At 56.6% G+C, this 21,019-nt stretch carries 19 protein-coding genes; 18 read left to right on the forward strand and 1 reads right to left on the reverse strand.

The window, feature by feature from the left end:
- Positions 1–23: 23 nt before the first annotated feature.
- Positions 24–857 (reverse strand): metallophosphoesterase family protein, encoded by an 834-nt coding sequence (locus tag N8I71_RS12945; RefSeq protein WP_262878409.1) that lies wholly within the window; start codon positions 855–857, stop codon positions 24–26.
- Positions 858–971: 114 nt separating this feature from the next.
- Here N8I71_RS12945 and N8I71_RS12950 point away from each other — a divergent pair, with 114 nt between their 5' ends.
- The 18 genes from N8I71_RS12950 (at position 972) to galE (ending at position 20,660) form a co-directional block, all read left to right on the forward strand.
- Positions 972–2,117, forward strand: coding sequence for a polysaccharide biosynthesis/export family protein (locus N8I71_RS12950; RefSeq protein ID WP_262878410.1), 1,146 nt, complete (start codon positions 972–974; stop codon positions 2,115–2,117).
- 451 nt (positions 2,118–2,568) lie between these two features.
- Positions 2,569–3,144, forward strand: a complete 576-nt coding sequence (locus tag N8I71_RS12955) for a sugar transferase (RefSeq protein WP_262878411.1) — start codon at positions 2,569–2,571, stop codon at positions 3,142–3,144.
- A gap of 3 nt (positions 3,145–3,147) precedes the next feature.
- Positions 3,148–3,699, forward strand: coding sequence for a transcription termination/antitermination protein NusG (gene nusG, locus N8I71_RS12960; RefSeq protein WP_262878412.1), 552 nt, complete (start codon positions 3,148–3,150; stop codon positions 3,697–3,699).
- A gap of 162 nt (positions 3,700–3,861) precedes the next feature.
- A complete protein-coding gene (locus N8I71_RS12965) occupies positions 3,862–4,215 on the forward strand; it encodes a MarR family EPS-associated transcriptional regulator (protein ID WP_262878414.1) in 354 nt (117 codons plus the stop codon).
- Positions 4,212–4,481 carry a hypothetical protein gene (locus tag N8I71_RS12970; RefSeq protein WP_262878415.1) on the forward strand — a complete coding sequence of 90 codons (270 nt, stop codon included), beginning with the start codon at positions 4,212–4,214 and terminating at the stop codon, positions 4,479–4,481. The genes N8I71_RS12965 and N8I71_RS12970 overlap by 4 nt, the downstream gene beginning before the upstream one ends.
- A gap of 426 nt (positions 4,482–4,907) precedes the next feature.
- On the forward strand, positions 4,908–6,125 hold the full coding sequence (locus N8I71_RS12975; RefSeq protein WP_262878416.1) for a polysaccharide pyruvyl transferase family protein: 1,218 nt from the start codon (positions 4,908–4,910) through the stop codon (positions 6,123–6,125).
- Between the two features lie 19 nt (positions 6,126–6,144).
- Positions 6,145–7,383 (forward strand): oligosaccharide flippase family protein, encoded by a 1,239-nt coding sequence (locus tag N8I71_RS12980; protein WP_262878417.1) that lies wholly within the window; start codon positions 6,145–6,147, stop codon positions 7,381–7,383.
- A gap of 80 nt (positions 7,384–7,463) precedes the next feature.
- Entirely contained in the window at positions 7,464–8,855 is a 1,392-nt protein-coding gene (locus tag N8I71_RS12985; RefSeq protein ID WP_262878418.1) for a Coenzyme F420 hydrogenase/dehydrogenase, beta subunit C-terminal domain, read from the forward strand.
- Between the two features lie 156 nt (positions 8,856–9,011).
- Complete coding sequence (locus tag N8I71_RS12990) at positions 9,012–9,941, forward strand: glycosyltransferase family 2 protein (protein WP_262878419.1); 930 nt, start codon at positions 9,012–9,014, stop codon at positions 9,939–9,941.
- A gap of 123 nt (positions 9,942–10,064) precedes the next feature.
- Complete coding sequence (locus tag N8I71_RS12995; RefSeq protein ID WP_262878421.1) at positions 10,065–11,126, forward strand: glycosyltransferase family 4 protein; 1,062 nt, start codon at positions 10,065–10,067, stop codon at positions 11,124–11,126.
- A complete protein-coding gene (locus tag N8I71_RS13000; RefSeq protein ID WP_262878423.1) occupies positions 11,116–11,718 on the forward strand; it encodes a nucleoside/nucleotide kinase family protein in 603 nt (200 codons plus the stop codon). The genes N8I71_RS12995 and N8I71_RS13000 overlap by 11 nt, the downstream gene beginning before the upstream one ends.
- Positions 11,715–12,851, forward strand: a complete 1,137-nt coding sequence (locus tag N8I71_RS13005; RefSeq protein ID WP_262878424.1) for a phosphotransferase family protein — start codon at positions 11,715–11,717, stop codon at positions 12,849–12,851. Before N8I71_RS13000 ends, N8I71_RS13005 begins: the two co-directional genes overlap by 4 nt.
- 21 nt (positions 12,852–12,872) lie before the next feature.
- Positions 12,873–14,309 (forward strand): hypothetical protein, encoded by a 1,437-nt coding sequence (locus tag N8I71_RS13010; protein ID WP_262878425.1) that lies wholly within the window; start codon positions 12,873–12,875, stop codon positions 14,307–14,309.
- Positions 14,310–15,126: 817 nt separating this feature from the next.
- Positions 15,127–16,152, forward strand: a complete 1,026-nt coding sequence (locus N8I71_RS13015; RefSeq protein ID WP_262878426.1) for a hypothetical protein — start codon at positions 15,127–15,129, stop codon at positions 16,150–16,152.
- The gene (locus N8I71_RS13020; protein ID WP_262878427.1) at positions 16,149–17,420 is read left to right on the forward strand and encodes a glycosyltransferase family 4 protein; all 1,272 of its coding nucleotides are present in this window, start codon (positions 16,149–16,151) and stop codon (positions 17,418–17,420) included. Before N8I71_RS13015 ends, N8I71_RS13020 begins: the two co-directional genes overlap by 4 nt.
- A gap of 44 nt (positions 17,421–17,464) precedes the next feature.
- Positions 17,465–18,526: a glycosyltransferase family 4 protein gene (locus tag N8I71_RS13025; RefSeq protein WP_262878428.1), complete on the forward strand. Its 1,062-nt coding sequence runs from the start codon at positions 17,465–17,467 to the stop codon at positions 18,524–18,526.
- Positions 18,523–19,647 (forward strand): DUF1972 domain-containing protein, encoded by a 1,125-nt coding sequence (locus N8I71_RS13030; RefSeq protein ID WP_262878429.1) that lies wholly within the window; start codon positions 18,523–18,525, stop codon positions 19,645–19,647. Before N8I71_RS13025 ends, N8I71_RS13030 begins: the two co-directional genes overlap by 4 nt.
- Positions 19,644–20,660: a UDP-glucose 4-epimerase GalE gene (gene galE / locus N8I71_RS13035; RefSeq protein WP_262878430.1), complete on the forward strand. Its 1,017-nt coding sequence runs from the start codon at positions 19,644–19,646 to the stop codon at positions 20,658–20,660. The genes N8I71_RS13030 and galE overlap by 4 nt, the downstream gene beginning before the upstream one ends.
- The last annotated feature ends 359 nt before the right edge of the window (positions 20,661–21,019 follow it).

Here is a 21,019-nt window from a genome sequence, read left to right on the forward strand (position 1 = left end):
GCCGACGGTGAAAACCGCCCGCCTCACCGCCCGGCCCCAACGTTTGTCACCGCCAGGAACTCGACCCCCTCGTCCAGCCGCACCGCCGTCAAACAGCCGCTGTAGTAGGCGCCAGTGTCCACACAAATCCGCCCGGGACGGTCCACCGGATCGGCAGCATCGTAGTGGCCATGGACGAGAAGTTTGCCCGGCGCCGGCCAGTCCCCTTCAGAGCTCTCGTGCCCCCACAGCATGGCGCGCGTGTTGCGAAGCGCGTCAGCGTCGCCCGGGGCCAGGCCGGCATGGGTGAACACGACATCCCCGCTCGTCGCGTGGCAGGGCAGGGTTCGCAGGAAGTCGAGGTGTTCGCCCATCGCTACGGCCAGTGCATCGCGCAACCCCATCAGGTCGTCGTCGCTCGGGCGTCGAGGTGGCATCGGCACGCCATAATCCGCGATCGTCTGCCGCGCACCGAAGTCGAGCCAGGCGGAGTTGCGCAGTGGATTGTCGATAAAGTCGAGCAGGGCGGCCTCGTGGTTGCCGCGCAGGGCGATCACGCCGCGCGGCGCGCCCGACATAAGGCGCATCAGCGACGTCAGGACCATGCGAGAATTGTCTCCGCGGTCGATGTAGTCGCCAAGAAAAACGATTTTACAGCGCCGCTCGTCCGGCTCGCTTTCGTAATCGTCGGCAATCCGCCCCAGCATCGACAGCAACAGGTCGTGCCGGCCATGCACGTCGCCGACGGCATAGATGCGGACGGCCGGGTCCACCTTCGGGCGCTCCGCAGCCCCGGAAAAGAAAGATCTGCCGATGCCAAGGTTCATGCACGTGATGTAGCACGGACCCAATTCGTCCGCCACGTCCGATCCGGCCATTGGAAGGCCCCACAGGAGTGTTGCCGTCTGTCAACAGGCTGTGCATCAAATTAAAATCTTACTTGTCGTGGCGCATGGAATAAAGCCATGAAGCAAAAAAACAGGGGCAGTTCCTTGATCCGCACCGTTGCTTTTGGCTTGATGGCGTTATCCCTTTCGGCATGTGCTGGAGGGGGCCCCAGTGCACGTGCCATCGTCGGTGGATCGGAGAGCACCGTCGCCTCTCGCGCGGAAACGCTACCTTATATCGTGGTCGATGTTGATGAGAGCATCGCGACCATCGTGTCGCGATCCCTCGACGTTGCCCCGCAGTTCTTCGGCGACCAGGCGCCCACTCCGGTGATCATCGGTGTTGGCGATACGGTCCAGATCAGCATCGTGAGCTCCAGCGAAACGGGTTTTCTCGATTTCACGACGGCCTCGATTTCGCCGATATCCTCGACCTCGCTTCCGCCGCAGACCGTTCGTGAAAGCGGAAACATCAACGTTCCGCCAATCGGAAGGCTGCGCGCCGCGGGACAGACAATCCAGAGCTTCGAGACTCTGCTTGAGCGCCGCCTCGGCGAGGTCCTGATCGAGCCGTCCGTGATCGTCGAACTGGTCGACCGGCAGAGCGCGCGCGTGAATGTCGCGGGGCAGGTGGCCGCCCCAGGCGCAGTGCCTCTGACCGAGGTCAACACGCGCCTGATCGATGTGATCCTTGCGGCCGGCGGTCCCTCGGGAAGGACTGAAGACTACATGGTTCGCCTCAGCCGCAGCGGCAGCACGCATGCCGTGTCGCTCCAGCGCCTATACGAAGATCCCCGCTTCAACATCATCGTGCGGCCGGGGGACGTAGTTGCCGTCGAGCCGGCCGATCGGAAGTTCACCGTGCTCGGTGCAACCGGCAACCAGACCTTCCGCTTCGACGAACAGGAAGTCTCGCTTGCGGAGGCTCTGTCCCAGGCCGGCGGCCTGCAAAGCCCACGGGCAAACCGGACCGGCGTGTTCCTCTACCGTCGTGTTCCGCGCGACGTCCTCGCCTCGCTCGGCGCGGATATCGCGCACATCCCTGGCAATGAAATCACGACCATCTTCCGTTTCGACTTCACAGAACCGTCCGTTCTCTTTACGGCCAATTCCTTCGACGTCGCCGATGGTGATGTCCTCTACATCGCCGACAGCGTGAATGCAGAAGTCACCAATGTGTTGTCGGTTCTGACGAATTTCCTGCCAGCTCCTGTCGAGTTTTCTCGAGACGCAATCTTCGGCCAGGATTGATCCCCTGTGGATAATTCGAGGCTTGGCGATTCGAATCTGGAAGCCTGACATCCAATCGTTTTGGTGGGAAAATCCTAACGTGGTGATTGGCGCAGCCTATGGCTCGCGGCGGGCCTTTAGCGCATGCTCAATTATTGGGCGCGTTGCCGGATATTCGATCACTCAGTGACGCATCGCGGTGGAAACAGTACGTTTCCGCCACCTGTCCATGTTTGACATGCACCATTGATATCAAAATTGTGTCATGAGGTGTCGAAAGTATGGCTGGAGTGTGGCAAGCGGCGTGTTGTGCCGTCGGTCACGAACAGCGCGAGTTTGATTTCAGTGCCGAATTCTATGCGGGAGTAATTTGATGTCGTTCCAGGATACGAGTGTGCCGTCCTTCGCGTCAGCTGGAGTTGTAGCTTCAGAAAAGACGCGTTTCTCGGTTCCCTGGACGCGGAGTTTCGTGGTGTTCAAGCGCGCCTGTGACATCTACTTCGGTGTCGTGGCACTTCCGTTGGTCGTCATTCTCTCGTTCGTTCTTCTGATCCTGAACCCGTTCTTCAACCCCGGACCACTGTTCTTCCGGCAGGAGCGCATGGGCCGGGGCGGCGTTCCATTCCAGATCTGGAAGTTTCGCACGATGGCGCCGGCTAACGGGGCTCGGCGTCGCCACGACGAGGGCGTCGAAGAGGACCGTATCTCCCGGCTCGGCGGGGTGTTGCGGAAGTCGCGGCTCGATGAGTTGCCCAACTTCATCAATGTTCTTCGCGGCGACATGAGCGTGATCGGCCCACGCCCCGATATCGTCGAGCACGCCCTCGCATTCTCGGTGTCCGTTCCACGCTATCGTGACAGGTTCCGCGTGAAGCCCGGCATCACGGGACTGGCGCAGGTCCGGCACGGATACGCGGACAATGCCAGCGCCGTTCGCAGGAAAGCCCGCAACGACGCCATCTACATCGAACGTGGTTCCATCGGGATGGATCTCGCCATCATTGCGCGTACCGTCCAGGTGATGCTGACCGGGTTCGGAGCGCGCTGATCCATGGATGGAAATTCCTGTGTCGCCGCTCAGGCGACGAACTCGATTGATGTGCCTTCGCACGATGAGGCCTGGTACATCGTCCGCCTGAAGCCGGGAGGGCTGAGCCGCGCGCAGCAGAACCTCTCGCGCCAGGGGATCGTCAGCTTCTGCCCGCACCGCCGCCGGACCGAACGCCGCAATGGCCGGCTGGTGACGGGGCTCAAGCCGCTCTTTCCCGGCTATCTCTTCATCTGCGTTCCGAGTGAAGGCGCCAACTGGCGCAGCATCAACGCCACCTATGGCGTTGCGAAAGTCGTCTGCCTGGAGCCGGGGCGTCCTTCGCGCGTCCCGACGGACCTCGTGAAGGTTCTCATCGACTTCGAAACGGCCGAGGATGGGGCTGTCGAAGTCTTCTCTCCTGGAGAGGAGGTCCGCGTCATCGTCGGGCCTTTCGCTGAGATCATTGCCCGGGTCGAGGCCGCTCCCGAAAAGGACCGGGTCCTCATCCTCCTCAGCATGATGGGACGCGCCGTGCGTACCGAAGTTCGAACCGCAGACCTCGAAAGAACCTGACTGTTTCCGGTCAGAGCCCATTCCAACCTTGACTTGCAGGCCCGGTCGACCAAGGTGTTCAGAGTTGAACGCCATGGCGATTCAAGACTTCATCGCGATCTCATCCGACCCCCGGCGCTCCCTTTGCGAGCCTCGGTGCGGTAGCCGTGGCAGGCCCGTTCCTTGCGCCTAGACGACGACGCACGGTTTCGCATCATGCGACTGATAGAGGCCAATCCTGACATCAGCCAAAGAAAACTGGCGCGGGAACTCGGCATCAGCCTCGGAGGCGTGAACTATTGTCTGAACGCCCTGATCGAAAAGGGCCTCGTCAAGATGGAGCGGTTCCGGGTATCCGAGAACAAGCTCGCTTACGTCTACGTCCTGACGCCTAGGGGCGCATCCGAGAAGGCGATGCTCACCCGGGGCTTCCTGGCACGCAAGATGGATGAATACGAGTTGCTCCGCGCCGAGATCGAGAGCATTCGTCAGGAGCTTTCAGCGGATGCCGCAAGACCCGATGAGAGATTGTCGTGACGATCGATTTCGATTGTTTTGGTGTAAATGCTTCTTCTGGCCCGTTCGAAGTGGCTGACGGCCGGTCAGCTGGTCAGGCAGCGGCAGGACGAAGCGCTATTCGCTTGATTGGATCGTTGGCTGCATCGGCCGATGATCGTGCGCTGAAGCGAAATGATCTCGACGCAGGATCCTGGGCAATCGGACTTAACCCTACGCTTACCGAGACTTTGCGTTATCGGGCGCTTAGATGGAGCAGGTTTTGTGGTGTTATGAACCCCGGCTGATTTGCCGAACGGTGTTTTGTGCGAGCAAAGCGGCCATTGTTTCAGTTTCGAGGGCTGCGTAAAGGTTGGCTTCGGCTGTTGCCGGCGGAATGCTCCCGTGGGTTACAGCGCCTTCGTTTTCTCTATCATAATGGTCGGGAAGACCGTGCGTGGCTGCTGTCACCTTCAGCCTTTTTGCCCCAGTCGTTCAGAATTTGCGCGGAGCGGCCAGTCTTGGCCGCGATCGGCATCACCGCCTGTCAGCTTAATGCATGCTGACCGTCGGTCTCGAGAACCGACCACACGACGCGAATGCACACATCAGGGGAAACTTGTTCGTGGACATGTTCATGTTGCTCCTCCCTTGTTTGTTTAAGGTCCGACATACTGGCAACGCAGGTGGTACCCCGTTTCATCCCGGCGGCGTTCAAATCCAATGAGAGTACAATGAAAAAGATCCTGTTGATCAATCAACACTCGTCCAATCATGGAGATGAAGCCGCCGCTCGCGCACTAACGTCGAAACTTAAGGAAGTAAGAGCTGAATTTAGCATTCTTTACAACGCTTCTGGAGAAAGTTTCGAATTAGATTTGCCGCTGGAGTTCCGAGAGGTGCGCAATACGCGTGCCATTACAAATCTTGAAAAAGCCCAAATCATGGCTTCGCTAAATGTACCGAGCCAACCTTTTCGTGGATTATTCTCGCGCGATGCCCGAGCCGAATATGAAATGATACGCAAATCGGACTATGTGATCTCGATGCCGGGAGGGGCGAACCTTGGACTATACGAGGATTGGCGCTACCTGTGGCGCCTAATGATGGCTCAACGCCTCGGAAAAAAAACTGCCATTTACTCAACCTCTATCGGCCCGTTCCGCGACAACCGGTTCAAAAAAATGGCGTTCCAGGTGCTAAAAGGTGCCGATTGGGTCTCCTTACGTGATGCCGCCAGCATTAAATATGGACGTGATGGCCACGTAAATTTTGAAGAATCCATCGACACGGCTTTTCTGGTTCAGGATTTTGTCAGCACGACGTGGCAAGGAAAAGATCTGGGTGACTTTGGCGTGCCCTTTGCCCCCGACTGCTACTGCGTTTTCGTTCCAAACAACCTCACGGCCGGGCACAGGATATTCCGGAATGTACCTAAAGCACACTTGGATGCGCTGTATTTGGCACTTCTGAACAGGGCTCTGGCAACGGGCATGAACGTAGTGATGCTGCCGCAGCTTTTTGGAAACGGAAACGATCGAAGGTATTTCGCCGAGTTGGCGGCGAAATCCGATGATCCCTCGCGTATCTTCGTCGCCGCCGAGGACATCCTGTCGGATCACCAGCAGTTGATTATCAGCAAGGCGCGCTTTGTTGTTGGGGCTCGATACCATTCTGTCATTTTCGCGATCAACATGCGCACACCATTCCTGTGCCTGTCGTATGAGAACAAGATGCGTTACACTCTGGAGCTGCTGGGCCGCTCAGAGATGGGCATCGACCTGACCGAGCTGTCGAATGGAGCCTCGCATGAGGAAATGATTTCGACCGGCGCCGCGCATGTCGATAAGCTGGCCAAAGGCGACGTCGCGCCCGCGGACCAGACCAAAGCCCAGGCAATTGCCCAGAACACCTATGAAAGTTTCCAGCGCCGCTTTTTGATAGCGGTCTGAGGCCAACAAGGTCCCACGCGTGAAGAATCAATTTCTTTTGTCACTGACGGCCAATGGTGGCCGAGTGTTCCTGGGCTTTGTGTTCTTCTGGCAGGTGTCGCAGGCGCTTGGCCTGAGCACGCTTGGGGAATATCTTTATATCTCAGTGGCAATTGGTTATTTCGGTACGCTGGTCGATTACGGCTTCAACCTGTTCGTGCTGAACACCGCGCCACGCGCTCCCGGAGCGGTGCGGGCACTCTTAGCACGCGTGGTGCTTTCCAAACTAATCCTAACGGGGGCGGCCTTTTTCATTTTGGCTGCGCTTTACGGTGTGGCCTTCGCCACGCAGGGCGCCCTCGTGACGGCGCTTTTTTTCGCCGTGGTGATCCTGCAGTCCTTTTCCGGCCTTCTGGTCCAGTTCTTCAAGGCAATGGATCGGTTCGATCACGAGTTCACCTCCATTATGCTTGGTAGCCTGATGCCAGTGGTGATCCTGTTTGTTCTGCAAGGCAACGTAACGCTGGTGGAGCTGGGCTGGGTCGTACTGAATGTACGCCTTGCAGTTCTGCTGTTCCAACTGGTGGTATTTTTTTATATTAGCCAGGGTCAGGGATGGAAGGAAGTCGAGGACATGGCGGGCCGCCGACTGCCCCGAGCGGTCAAAGACATTCAGAGCAATTTTAAATACGCAATCTTTTCAATCCTTGGCGCCGTCTTTCTGAGTGTAGATCTTGTGGTAATGCGCTTTGTGCTGGGCCCAGAGGATGTGGCGATATACGGAACCGCGATGAAGGTGATCATGGCGGTCATCCTTTTCTTTGAGGTTTTGACGGGTGTGTTTGTTCCCCGCTTGGCGCGATTGCATTCCAACGGTTCAACCCTTCTTGCCAGCAATATGAAACGCTTCACCCTTGTGATGCTGGCTGGCGCTCTCATGGTGTCGGCTGGGCTATTGAGCTTTGGGTCGCTGACAATCTTGTGGGTTTTCGGGGCCGAGTTCGCAGCCGCAGGCCAGGTGTTGCAAGCGCTTAGCATCGTATTGGTTTTCAGGGTCATGACAACAATCAGCGGCACGTTTCTGACGATTCATGGGCAGCAATCTCTGCGCGCGCGTATCATCAGCATTGTTCTTCCTGTTCACGTGGGCCTTAATCTTGTGCTACAACCGCAATTCGGAATTTGGGGGGCCGTCACTGCCATCACAATTTCGTTCTTGCTGTGGTTCGGCTTAAATTTGCTTGGCTTCTGGCGTTACCGCTCCTTGCGGGCAGCATGATGCCCCAAATACCGGGGATCATAGCCAGCGCCGGCGAGCCCCCCCCCTTTCTCTCTCTTATGAGATGAGGTTTTCTAGAGATGATTGATACACCCGTTACTACTGCTAAGTCTCTCTCAAAAGTCGTATACAACGGATATTGTATTGGCTGTGGCGGCTGTGCGGCGGTATCTGACGGTATTTCCATTGAAATGGGTCCGGACGGACAGTACATTCCGAACATAGATCCTGGGGCAGCTTTGTCCGAAAAGGCAACATTTACATGTCCGTTTACAAATGATGGGCCGAACGAAGATGTGCTGGGCAAAGCACTCTTTGGAGAAGCCTGCACGCATGACACACGTCTCGGATGGTACGGGGATCTGTATGCCGGACACGTCGCAGAGGGGTGCTTTAGAAAAAGAGGCGCATCCGGTGGAGTAATCACTTGGATTGCCGCGCAATTGCTGGAAAGCGGCTTGGTTGATGCGGTGGTGCATGTTGGGCAGTCAGCTCCAACTGACACCAAAGTGTTGTTCCAATACTCTGTTTCCCGAACCTCGGCCGAAATCGTGGCCCGGGCAAAATCCCGATATTATCCAATCGAGATGTCTCAGGTCATGGAGGAGGTGCGCAGCAAGAAGGGGCGGTACGCCTTCATCGGGCTACCCTGTTTCGTCAAGACGGTTCGAAGGATGGTTGAACAGGATCCTGTGCTCAAAGAACGGATCGCCTATACTATTGGCTTGGTCTGCGGACATCTAAAAAGTGAGAATTTCTCAAATTATCTTGCATGGGAAAAGGGCATCGCCCCAGGCGATCTTGAAGAAATCGACTTCCGGATCAAGCTACCGGACCGCCGCGCCAGCGATTATGGCATCTATGTTCGCTCTGCGACAGTCGAGAGCACAACGCCTGTTCGGCAGTTCTTAGGGGGCGACTGGGGGGTCAATTTCTTCCGCTATAGCGCCTGTGACTACTGCGACGATGTCTTTGCCGAAACTGCAGATGTGGCGGTTGGGGACGCGTGGTTGCCAGACTATAGTCAGGATCCTGCCGGTGGGTCCGTGGTGCTGGTTCGCTCCAAGGAGATCGCCAACCTCATTTCGCAAGGCCGGTTGGACGGCAGCCTGGCCTTTGACGAGATCACAGCAGATCAAATGGCCCAATCTCAAGCTGGCGGATTGCGCGACCGGCGACAGGGGCTTGCGTATCGTTTGTTCTTGCGAAAACGAGACGGTATCTGGGTCCCTAATAAACGCGTAACGCCAAACGCTAACGTGGGCAAAAAACGGCAAAAGATTTACCGGCAGCGGCTCAAACTAAGGGAATTAAGTCATTCAGCCTGGCACCGGGCCCGTACCGCCAACTCGTTCAAGATGTTCACGGACATAATGACTCCCGAGGTCAAACGTATGCGTGCATACTACCGTCGCCCCTTTATCACTCGTGCTGTCAGCAAACTCAGCCGACTCCTACAGGGAAAATCCTGAAGGCATCCGGAGAGAGACGCCTGGCGGTTAAGAGATGGCGTCGCATCGCGGATTTTAGGTGTGCACGAGCCGCTATCATTATAGAGAGACAACGCCGTGGATTGCCCTTCAAGCGCGCAAAATTTTTGCGTACGAAACAGAACAGTTCTTCTTGTTTTGAACTATAAAAAATATTCCGATAGCGTGAATTTACTGCAGTCGCTACTCGGCACGGGGTTGAACGGTGCCGACATCGTCATCCTCGACAACGCGTCAGGAAATGAATCCTTACCGGAACTCCGCGCTTGGATTGAGGCGCATTTCCCTACCGAGTGCGAAGATATCATTAACACTGACACGTTCACACTGACAGAGCCGCGCTTTGCCGAAAGCCTGCGGGTGGAATATGTCAAAGGACGTTTGGCTTTGTTCTCTTCCACGGAGAACTTCGGCTTTTCCGGCGGCAACAATGCGCTCGCCCATATCGGTCAGCGACTGGGCTATGAGTTTCTCTACCTGCTTAACAGCGACATCCTGTTCACTGATCCTTTGTCGGTGCGGAAGTTGGAGGCGCTTCACGACTCCGATCCAAAGGCTTATGCCTCAGGTCCTTGTATCATCAATTATGATGGAAGCTTTGATAGCCCGTTCCGGCGTGACAGTTTCTGGGGTGACGCAATTTATTATGGTCCAGTGAACCGCATTCGGCGGCTCTTTGGTCTTCCCATGTTGCAGTTTGACTTCCGCGCGCTATCGCAGCCTCGTGGAACCCAAGTTTACAAGATCTCGGGCGCGGCTATGTTTTTTCCCACGGATCGGTTCTTTGATTTGGGCGGTCTGGATGAAGGTGTCTGGCTTTCGAGCGAGGAGGCCATTCTTGGGGAGAAAGTCCTCAAGGCTGGTGGCAAGATAATGTATTTGCCGACGACGGTTTTGTTGCATGTTAAAGCATCTGCCCCGCGGCCCAAATCAAAAAAGGCTGAAATTCTTTCCAACCATTTCCGACAGCGGAACTATTACTACCGTACTTATCGTGGCATCACTGGCTGGCGGATGGCGCTTCTGCGCGCCGGTCAGTTGTTGCGGATCGCGCTGGCAAGGCTTTGAATGGCGAGTGAAAGGCGCAAAAGGATTGCTGTCGTTTGCTCGACGGATTACAACACGTATCCCGTCGGCGGTATGATGTCCTTCATAAAGGACTCGGCGCCAGGGCTTGCAAGGCGGTTCGAGGTGGATTTCTGGGGCGTTGATGCCGGTGCTGGCGTGGACACATTCGTAGCCCAGGGTCAGACGTTTCCAGTGCGCTTCTTCGGTAAGGTTAAAACCGGTCGGAAGTTCGTGCCAAATGTGCTTCGGGTCACTTGGCAATTGCGAAGCGTCCGTCGGACGCTTTTGGAGGCGGGCTACGATGGGATCTATATCCACGGTGTACCTCTGAACGCGGCCTTACCTCGTCAGGCCAACGGTCCCAAGCGTATCAATCATGTGCATGGTCTGACAAATCCATTCCTTATGCATGGCGAGCCCGGTCCGGTCATGCGGCGGTTGGCTCGGTCCTACGAATCCTATCGTCGGCATGTTGTGGCGATGAGCGATCTGGTTCTACTGGCGGCTGATCACAAGGGAATTGACCAGTTCCGCAGTGATCACCCTGGCAACACCCGAATTGAGAAAATTGAAAATTTCTGTGATACTTCGGTGTTTGGCGGTAATGTGCCCTCCGCTGATCGCATGACCTACGGCTTGCCAGAGCTCGCGCGTCTGATCGTGCATGTCGGGCGTTTTGCCTACCAGAAAGATCCGCTCTTGGCGGTTCGCGCCTTTAGCGCCTATCTCAGCACTGAGGGGACATCTTCTGGTGACCGATTGGTTATGATTGGTGACGGCCCGCTTCTGCCGGATGGGAAGGCGTTAGCCCAGGAATTGGGCATTTCAGACAGCGTTGTGTTCTTGGGCCACCAACCGCGTGAGGCCATCGCGACATGGTTGGCGGCTGCCGACCTGTACCTTTATACCTCTCATGCCAATGGCTACCCGATCTCGCTGGCGGAAGCGGCACAATCGGGCCTGCCAATTGTTAGTACCGCCGTGAGCGGCGTAAATGATCTTGTCATACCGGGGAAGACTGGCGTTTTGGTGCACGACCGCGAGCCGCAGAGCTTTGTAAAACCTATCGAAGAAGCGCTGGCGAACCGCGCTGCCTATGGAAAATGCGCGCGCGAATTGGCTGCCCAATACACGCCGGAGCGCATCGTGGATCGATTGTGCCAGGCAATTGCCGATGCCCTTTGATAAAAACGGCAAGATCATCGCGTTCCTAGGCCCCGATGGTGCGGGTAAATCGACTGTGATTTCCTTGGTTAAACACGAACTGACCCAGCGAGGCGAGGATCCTTGCTACCGGTACTTCGCGCCGGGATTTCTTAAACGCTATCGGCCGAAGGGCGACGGATCGATTACAACCAAACCGCACGAGGGGCGACAATACGGCACTGTACTGGTCCTGGCGAAGATCATGCTCATGCTGTTCGAGTTCCGGATGGGCGTGCCCAGGCTCCGCCGCGAAACGAAGCTGGCGTTATTCGATCGGTACATCCACGACCTGTTGGTGGATCCCCGGCGTTACCGGATGGATCACCTGCGGTTGTGGATGCGCGCAATGCTGAAAATCGCACCCGAGCCTGATCTGGTTGTGATAGTGAGTGCGCCAGCCGATGTGATTCAGGCCCGCAAACAAGAGGTGCCACCTGAGGAAACCGTCCGCCAAGTCGCCGCTTACGAGGCATTGGGTCAGTCGTTTTCAAATGCCGTCGTTGTCCGCAACATCGGGGCGCCCGAGGCGGCTGCACAGACGGTGCTGGACCGTTTGGACGCGTTGGGTTGATCGATCTGTCCCCCCTCTTCGGCCGGGAGAACACGCCGGGCGCAGAGCACCTCGCGTTTCGGGTTTTTCCGAAGACCGGTACCGAACGTTGGATGCTGGACGCGACCGAACGCTTCCCGTGGCATCTAAAAACATGGCCGCGCGCCAACATGAGGGCTCGATGGATTTACCGTGCGGCGTGGGCACTTGGTTTTTTGGGATTGCATTTGCCATCGCGTGTCTTAAGCTTTCCCATCGCGGCTAATTCGCCTTATGCGCAGCTTCGTACGGAATTTGACCGGTTGGGCATTTTCTTGGGCACGCCGGGCCCCAACAGAAAGATTGTCGTCTATGCGGGGCGTCCGGAGCGCTCCGTTTTCGTCAAGATTCCGCTGGGACCCGCCAGTTCAGCGCTGGTCGTCCAGGAAGCCGCAGCGCTGGACGACCTCGCGCAGGACCCCGATCTGGCGCCATTGGTGCCGCGGGCATATCGGATTGCTGGACACCTCGCTCTGGAGAACATCGACACGCATGATACCCGTCATGCGGCGCTCGACCTCACCGAGCTGGTCCGCATTCATGATTTGCTGGAACGCCGCTCTGTCACAGTTCGACCGCTGTCAGAGCTGCGCCGGGATTGGGAAGCTGAGACTGGCGCCAGTGAGGCACCGATGAAATGCAATGCGCAAATAACAGCGGCCATCGAAGGCACACGTGAGGCGGCATATGCTTTTCTCGACAGTCTGCCTCAGGACCTCGCAGTGCCCTGTTACATGGCCCACGGCGATTTCACCCGCTGGAACGTACTGCGGGCTGCAGACGGTTCGGCGCGGATCATCGACTGGGAACTCTACGGCCTGAGGCCGCGCTGGTTCGACCTCGTACATTACTTCGTGTCTTATGATCTGTTGGTGGCTAGGATCCCTGCCGCGGGCGTAGTGATGCATCTGGGTCGGGTAGCAAAAGAGATTGGGGTGGAGACTCCGGAGCATGGGTGGTGGCGCCAAGTGGGCTTGTACCTTGCATGCCATGGTTTGTACTACTGCTCCGTCTATGAGCGCCAGGAAGACCCATACCCACAAGCGGTATGGCAGCTATCAGCATGGGCGGACATCCTACGTATGCTCTCCATGTCTGACCGGATCGAAAACTAAAGGGGGGGTAGGGGTGCCTTAGTGGACTTCGCCGGCTACCAATATGTCGCGACGCTGATCGTGCTAGCGGAAATCGCCATCATTTCCCTGACCTATAGGCGCAACCCCAAACTGGCCATATATGCCGCTCTCCTCAGTCTCATGCTCAAGGGACAATATCTCTGGGTAGGGAGACCGATTTACGCGTGGCAGATCGCTGCGCTGTTCGGATTAATTTATCTTGCGAGAGGCCAGGCCCGCAGTGTGGTGCTGCCCGCAGGGCGAGGGTTATCTGCTTTCCATGTGTCGATGCTGCTTTATTTCATTTACACGTTTTCAATTTCAGTACCGATGTGGCTTCTCTTCAGCCTCGAGGAGTTGGGAAACTCTGGAACGCAGGTTTCGATCTCGCGGATTGTAACGCAGACCTTCTACTTTTTGTTCCTAGTAGGCCTTTACGGATTTGGTGTGCGGGCAGGACGATATCTAGACACATTCGTCCTGCTGCGGGCCATAATCATGATTGCGACCGTGGTCGCATACGGCGCCATTATTCAGACGCTTATTGTGCGTTACGCGGGCATCAACATCTTTCCGATCATCGGGTCGGACGGCACGCTTCGGTCAGCCTTCATTCTCGATACAACTTTCCGCGCAACGTCATTTGCGGGCGAGCCTAAGCATCTAGGGTTGGCTATGGCGATAGGGCTGATCGCAATATTTCTAACTCGGCTGTTCCGAATCCCTATCGGTGGTTTTCTTGCCATCCACAAGCCTATGTCCATGCTCGTCGCGCTCCTCTTGAGCCTCTCCAGCACCGGGTACTTCATTGCCATGGGTGGTATCGGGCTCGCGGCGGCGCTCTTTTTCCGTCGCCTCCGCCGCACGGATCTAGTCGTTATCAGTCTGCTGGCTACAGTACTGCTGACACAGGTGATTGGCTCGGGAGGGAATTTTGGAACTACGCTTGAGCGCCAATTGGACAGGACCGAGTTCGAAGTGCAAGATCAAAGCGTGCGAGATGGGTTGCTCGCCAATCCGGCATTTTTATTCACGGGAACGGGGCTGGGAAATATTCACCTGATTGCGGTTGAATTTCTTCCGTCTAATTTTCCGCTCTTCCGCACCTACGGATACAAAGCCAATTCTGGTCTATTCTTCGTGCTAGGGGACAGCGGCCTGATTGGGTTACTCCTATTGATTTTGGGGCCACTTTTCGCCGCGAGGAGCTATTTCCGAATGCGCAAGTTCCTGACACCTTGGCAACGAAAGGAGGCGCTCTCAACGTTGGCGTTGATTGTCGTAGCCGTTTTTAGTTTTGCGATGCGCTTTGACGTGATTTTCTTTATGTTCTCCGGTTTCGTGTTCACCCGCTTGGCGCTGTTACGCGCGCAGGTGGTTGCTGTGCGGCAACCGATGGTATTCCCACAAGCCGATTGGCCCAAGAGTGAGCCTTCATCTCTCGCTGTCCCGACGTGAGGTTTCGAGGATAATTGAACCCGATTTTTTCTTGGTGCCGTTCCGGCGAGCAGTGTTGGAAGAATTTTGACAACTCATTCTGATATACCACTTGGTGAGCCGACGGGTTCGTCGTTGTTCATGAGATGTGGCTTGAAACGCGGTCTGCTTCTGACCCGTAGGTGCTTGAAACAATGTAGAGGTGCCCGCATTAGCTATCCGCGGCGTCTTCGAACCGGAGGTGGGCAGCTGTCGATTGGTGTCATAAGGCTCGCTGAATGCAGATTGTTTAAAAGTATTGTTTTTGAGCGCAACCTCAAGCTCGGGTACTTTTCACGGAAGATCTCAAATGAAACCTTCAGTGATATCGGCCGCGATACCGTCGCAAGCGACAAAGTATGTATCGGGGAGATCAGCGATATCGGCGGCGCCGGTAGTCTGCGAATTGGCCCCAATACCATTATTGGCCAGTACTCCAGTACATATGCAGAAAACCACGGCTTCTCTGCTTCCCAGCGCCCAACCCGCGAACAATGCGTTAGCCGAAAGAGGACAGATATTGGACGTGACTATTGGATCGGAGCAATGTTTGCCATCATCGACGTTTCCACTCTGGGTCGAGTGTGTGAGGTGGCGACTTGCAGCATATTAAGGGACAGCTTCTCCGACCGAGCCGTCATCGACGGGGTACATGTGCACTTCCTGAGAACGCGGGGTGAGGTTGGTTGTGTCTGTGACTAAGCAATTACCTGTGGCCGCTCCGAAACTCACGCCGCGTTCGCGCTTGGTGTCGGATTTCTTTGATCACTTGGAAAATCAGGATGTCTCTTGGGTGGTGATGAACAACTACGAAGATCTGCCTCAGATCATTCCATCGGACATCGACTTTTCGATCCCACCTGAGTTGTTCCGCAGGCTTGATGGCTTCATATTTGATTTCGCCGAGGCCAAAGGCGCGGAGATTGTCCAGAAGCTGTGGCACGGCAACATGAAATGCGCCTATATTTTGGCTACCGGCCCCGGGCGGGCTCGAGAATTTGTCCAGTTGGATTTCTTTACGGCGTTTTCTACCAAAGGCTGCCCGAGCCTAATCCCTCATGAAGACTTGGTGGCCGATCGAAAAAGATTGCGCAATTTCTACGTGCCGCGGCCTGAGGTCGAACTTCTCTTCACAGCCATGCGCCGTCTCTTCAAGAACGACTGGTCCGCGCGTCACTGTGCCCGCATTTCTGAACTTAGTGAACGCATCAGGGATACTGGCTGGCTGCCCGACCGATATGCGTGGATGAAGCCCACGCTGGAAGCCGCCATCAGGGGAGAGGTAGAACGGGTTGCGGAACGGCGGCCGCAGGACTGGGCTCGTCTACGTAGTACGGCCGTAAGCAACTTATTGCTGCCAGAACGGGTCGCTCACATCTGGGTACAGACCAAGCGAATCTTCGTGCGCTTGCGCGACGAGACCGGCCAGTTGCTCGTTTTGGCCGCCCCGCGCGAGAGCATTGGTACCTCTGCGCTTGAAACGCTGGAACTGGTGTTTCACCGACGTCTGTTCCTCGAAGGCAGGGCATCGCTTCTTTCATTTGCCAAGCTGGCTCTGCTCAAACGCCGCAAGGGCCTGATCATTGTTATGGCAGGGCCTGACCATCCGGAAGGTCAGGCGTTAGCAAAGCGGCTCCGCCGTTTTGGTTTGCTTGATCAGATGCTCTTCAGCGATAACAAACTGCATCCGCTCGATCGCGGTATGGCGGGCACGGCGTTTGCTGATGACTCGGGGTTTATAGATGCCATAGTGCGCGTCCAGGCAGCTAAGGCCGCGCGTGCCATTGCCCGCGGAGGCACTCAGACCAGCGAGGGCCTTTCATGAACGATAGGCGTGCAAAGGTGTTGATCATAGCGTATGCCTGCCGTCCGGGTGAAAGTTCTGAACGGCAGGTGGGCTGGCATTGGTCCAGGTTGATCCAGCAAAATCACGATGTAACAGTATTGACCCGCGAAACACATCGCCGCCATATCGAGGCTTGGATCGCGGGCGGCAAGGAAGAAGGTCCTTTCCCCGAATTCCTGTATTATGATCTGCCACCCTGGCTCGCCAAATTTAAAAAAGGCGAGCGCGGTCTGTACCTTTACTACACGCTGTGGACGCTCCTCGCCGTACTATGGTGCCGACGATTGAATCGTGATGGGCGTTGGGAGATCACGCATTTCCTGACATTTGGGACCTTGCTCTGGCCGCAGTTCGGTTTCCTGATGAATACGCGTTATCTGCTTGGTCCGGTGGGAGGTGGCGAGCGTGTTCCTCTCGCTCTGCGAGGCTCATTTGCCACTGCGGGACAGCTTAAGATCTTGGTGCGGCACCTCGTACAGAGGCTTATGCTCGTCAATCCCGTGTTCCTCGCTAATCTGTCCCGGGCGGACTTGATCCTTGCGCGCACCGAAGAGACCTTGGACATGATCCCGTCGCGCTATCGTCACAAGACGGAGCTTCTCCTGGAAACGGCAATCGGTCCTGATATGCTCCTGCAGTCCGCACCGGAACGTGCCAACGCGACGCTTAGAATCGTGTCCGTCGGGCGGCTCATCACCAGCAAGTTCAACCCACTGCTTCTGGAGGCACTTGCAGAGTTCAAAGAACGTTGGAAACGACCTTTCCGCATGACCATCATTGGCGACGGACCGGAACGCGCCAGGCTGGAAGTGCTGCGTGATCGACTGGGCCTTACCGAAGTGGATTTCGTCGGTTCCAAGACGTCCAAGGAAGTCTATGAGGAGTTGCGTGCAAGCGATATCTACTTCTCCACGACCATGAAGGAAGGTGGGACGTGGGCATTCTTCGAGGCGATTGCACACCACTTGCCGGTGGTATGTCTCAAGGTGAATGGTCCTGACATGATCGTTGGCGACGGGTGCGGCATCAAGGTGCCTGCAGTTAGTCACGCAGCTGCCCGTTCACAGTTGGCAGATGGGCTTCTGCAACTGGCTGGCAGTCCCGACTTGCGCAGCAAGTTCGCTCGAGACGCGCTGTCACATCTAGAAACGAATTACACTTGGGACCGCGTGGCGCAGACGATCGACCGTGTCTACGCGGGTCTATTGGCTCGGCCAAGACAAGACGACAGGTTTCCCGCGCAGTGATCGCCTTTTGTCACCTGCTCAACGACAATTCCGGTAGCCCAACGGTGCTGCGCCAGGCAATCCTTGCATTGAACGCCCGAGGCGAAGAGGCCGTGCTGTTTGTCGGTAGCGAGGGGCGTGGCTGCCTCGAGACGGCGGCAGTGCCGATTCATAGGTATTGGTACCGCCGAAGCCGATTCCGGATTGTGACCCTGTTCACCTTCTTGATCAGCCAGTGGATGCTCTACCGGGCCTTGTCACGCAGTAGGCTGCCCGAGGACGCCATCATCTACGTGAATACGCTCCTTCCCTTCGGGGCGATGATTTGGGGGCGGCGTAACGGACGCGCTGTACTGTGCCACATACACGAGGTTTCAATCTCCCCAAGTCCTCTGAAACGCTTCCTCGTCAGCGTTGCCGCCTGGGCGGGCAGCCGGGCAATCTACGTGTCAGAGGACAATCTCTCGCGCCTGCCAATCCCAGGATTGCAATCTACGGTGGTTGCCAACCCGGTGGCGCCGGAGATTGCGCGCGCCGCAGCCGCCACGCCTTACTCTCCGCGTCGATCAGGGTACTTCGAGGTGCTGATGCTTGCATCACCTCGAGACTTCAAAGGCGTGCCTGAGTATATCGAACTTGCGCGCCGGCTTGAGGCGCGCACTGACATTGCATTCACCTTGGTATTAAATGGTAACGCTCAGGAGGTGGCTCGTTACCTGCCCGCATCGCAACGCCCCAAGAATACAAAGGTTCACGCGCGCACTGACACGCCCGGCGATTTCTATGCCACGGCCGATTTACTGTTGAACCTTTCGCGTCCGGACCAATGGATCGAAACGTTCGGTCTCACGCTGATTGAAGGGATGGCATTCGGTCTGCCGGTTATTGCTCCACCGGTCGGCGGGCCGACGGAGATCGTCACTGAAAATCAGGAAGGCTACCTGTGTGACGGGCGCGATCAAGACCGGTTGGCAAACATTGTTGAAGGTCTGGCAGACAACCCGGATGTGGCGAACCGGTTGTCGCAGGCTGCTCGGCTGCGTGCAGCGGAATACACATTGGAGAGCTTCGCTACGGGCCTCGCTGCTCAGCTTGCTGTGCTGCGGACGACGGAGCGGGCAACATGAAGCTGGCAATTCTCGGCAGTGTTGGCGTACCCGGCCGCTACGGTGGCTTCGAAACACTGGCCGACAATCTCGTTCAGTACCATTCTCGCCGTGCTGCACAGTGTTCGGACATGGGCGTAGTTACGGTCTACTGCAGTGCACAAGCCTATCCTCAGCGCAGTAGCAGCTATCTTTCCGCAGAGTTGCGCTATTCGCGTTTCAAGGCGAATGGCGCACAGAGCGTAATTTACGACATCGTGACGGCGTTGGATGCGGTCAGGCGTGGGCACAGGGAACTCCTGTTTCTAGGCGTTTCTGGTGCGGTGGTGGTGCCGCTGATAAGGTTGATCGCACCGCGCTGCTGGATCGTAACCAATGTCGATGGAATCGAGTGGAAGCGCGAAAAATGGAGTGGCCTCGCCAAGGCTTTTCTCCGCCTGTCGGAGGCATTGGCCGTACGTTGGTCCCATGTGGTGGTGGCCGACAATCAAGCCATAGCGGAGCATATTCTCGAAAGCTACGGCGCGGATTGCGACATCATACCCTACGGGGGCGATCACGCGGTCCTTCCTGTGTCGGCCAGCCCGAACGTGGATATGTTGTCGCGATTGCCCGAAAGCTACGCCTTTGGCCTATGCCGCATCGAGCCTGAGAACAATGTCGAAATGATTCTCGAAGCCTTTTCGGAGACCACCGCGCCCCTGGTCTTTGTGGGTAACTGGGACAACAGCGAATTCGGCCGTAGCCTTAAGGCCCGCTTCAACGATCAACCAAATGTTTGGCTGCTGGACCCCGTATATGATCCGGCAACTCTGCAGGCGCTCCGGCGGCGGGCGACCGTCTATGTGCACGGGCATTCCGCAGGAGGCACAAACCCGGCGCTCGTCGAGATGATGCATTTCGGCATTCCTGTTTATGCCTTTGACTGCAGTTTCAATCGCCACACGACGCAAAACGCCGCCGTGTACTTTGGCAGCAAGTCAGATTTGGCCAAGAATATCGAGGCTGATGATGGGATGGCAGGCGAAAGCGGGCTGAAAATGCGAGAAATCGCACAGGCCAACTACACCTGGAGCCTTGTCAGCGAGCGGTATTTCGATCTGATGTCCCGTCCTAGCCGCCCGAGAAGTATGGATAAATGACCCGTATTCTTGTCACAGGGGGGGCGGGCTACGTAGGCAGCCACACAACCCTCCATCTGCTTCGAGCGGGACATGAAGTCCTGTCGTACGACAACTACGCCAATAGTTCGAGTGAAGTGCTTCGTCGCGTGGCAGAGCTGGCCGGACGTGCGCCCGAAATCGTTGAGGGCGACGTCTGTGACCGAAAAACTTTGGATGCGGTCATGGCACGCTTTGACCCCGAGGCTGTGATCCATTTCGCTGGGCTGAAGGCGGTCGGACAATCTGTCAAAAAACCGCTATCGTATTATTGGAACAACGTCACCGGCACGCAGAATTTGCTGGAGAGCATGCAAGAACACGGCTGCAGGAGGATTGTCTTTTCTTCGTCGGCCACGGTTTATGGCGAGGCGCGCTATCTGCCTATTGACGAAGACCATCCCATCGCTCCGACCAATCCCTATGGCCGAACAAAGGCTTTCGTAGAGGGAATAATAGGGGATTGGTGCCACGCGTGGCCCGAAGCCAGCGCGGTACTCTTGCGATATTTCAACCCCGTTGGCGCAGACGCGTCAGGGCGGATTGGCGAAGATCCTAATGGTACTCCCGAAAACCTCGTGCCCTATATCGCGCGCGTAGCCGCAAATCGTCTTGAGAAATTAGGCGTCTTTGGAGACGATTACGATACACGCGATGGAACGGGTGAACGCGACTATATTCACGTGAGCGATCTCGCTGAAGCGCATTTGTCGGCTCTGACATATGCCTGTCGGAGTTCGGGTTGCGAAGCTATCAACGTTGGCACTGGGCGCGGAGCTACTGTGTTCGAAATGCTAAAGGCTTTCGAGGCTACCATCGGAAGAGAGATTCCTTATGAGGTTTTGCCGCGCCGCTCGGGAGACGTGGCGCGTAGCCTCGCCGCCGTGCAGCGTGCTGAAAGCCTGCTGGGTTGGCGTGCCCATCATGACATCGCAGACATGTGCGCCTCAACTTGGCACTGGCAGTCGTGCAATCCAGACGGGTACGGCGCCTGAAAGGTTAACACATGCAGCATCGAGCACACGACAAAAAGGGGTGGTCTGATCGTGTATGCCGGCCCTTTCTCTTGGTACCTTCGACCTGGCGTAGGCCGCTTGCTCATTGAGTTCCTCGCTATTGCTTTCGAAGAGAAGCCACCTTGGCGAGCTTGAACGTGCTGAGTACTTGGAATGGGTTGGAACGGGTGTAGCGCAACCCGTGATGCTGGGGCTTTTCTCTAATGGTTTTGCTCAGACCGGCAGAATACGGGACTTTTCCCCATGCATGTAGAACAGACCGGGATACCCGGCCTTCTTGTCCTGACGCCCGCCCGTTTCGGTGATGCCCGCGGGTTCTTCTCGGAAACCTGGAACCG

Origin of the sequence: Roseicyclus sediminis (assembly GCF_025515305.1) — a bacterium.
Classification (GTDB): Bacteria; Pseudomonadota; Alphaproteobacteria; order Rhodobacterales; family Rhodobacteraceae; genus Roseibacterium; species Roseibacterium sediminis.

Coding starts and splice junctions, on each gene's coding strand:
- N8I71_RS12975 (WP_262878416.1), top strand. CDS start 4,908: ATGAAAAAGATCCTGTTGATCAATCAACACTCGTCCAATCATGGAGAT.
- nusG (WP_262878412.1), top strand. CDS start 3,148: ATGGATGGAAATTCCTGTGTCGCCGCTCAGGCGACGAACTCGATTGAT.
- N8I71_RS12985 (WP_262878418.1), top strand. CDS start 7,464: ATGATTGATACACCCGTTACTACTGCTAAGTCTCTCTCAAAAGTCGTA.
- N8I71_RS13015 (WP_262878426.1), top strand. CDS start 15,127: ATGAACAACTACGAAGATCTGCCTCAGATCATTCCATCGGACATCGAC.
- N8I71_RS13020 (WP_262878427.1), top strand. CDS start 16,149: ATGAACGATAGGCGTGCAAAGGTGTTGATCATAGCGTATGCCTGCCGT.
- N8I71_RS13030 (WP_262878429.1), top strand. CDS start 18,523: ATGAAGCTGGCAATTCTCGGCAGTGTTGGCGTACCCGGCCGCTACGGT.
- N8I71_RS12945 (WP_262878409.1), bottom strand. CDS start 857: ATGGCCGGATCGGACGTGGCGGACGAATTGGGTCCGTGCTACATCACG.
- N8I71_RS13000 (WP_262878423.1), top strand. CDS start 11,116: ATGCCCTTTGATAAAAACGGCAAGATCATCGCGTTCCTAGGCCCCGAT.
- galE (WP_262878430.1), top strand. CDS start 19,644: ATGACCCGTATTCTTGTCACAGGGGGGGCGGGCTACGTAGGCAGCCAC.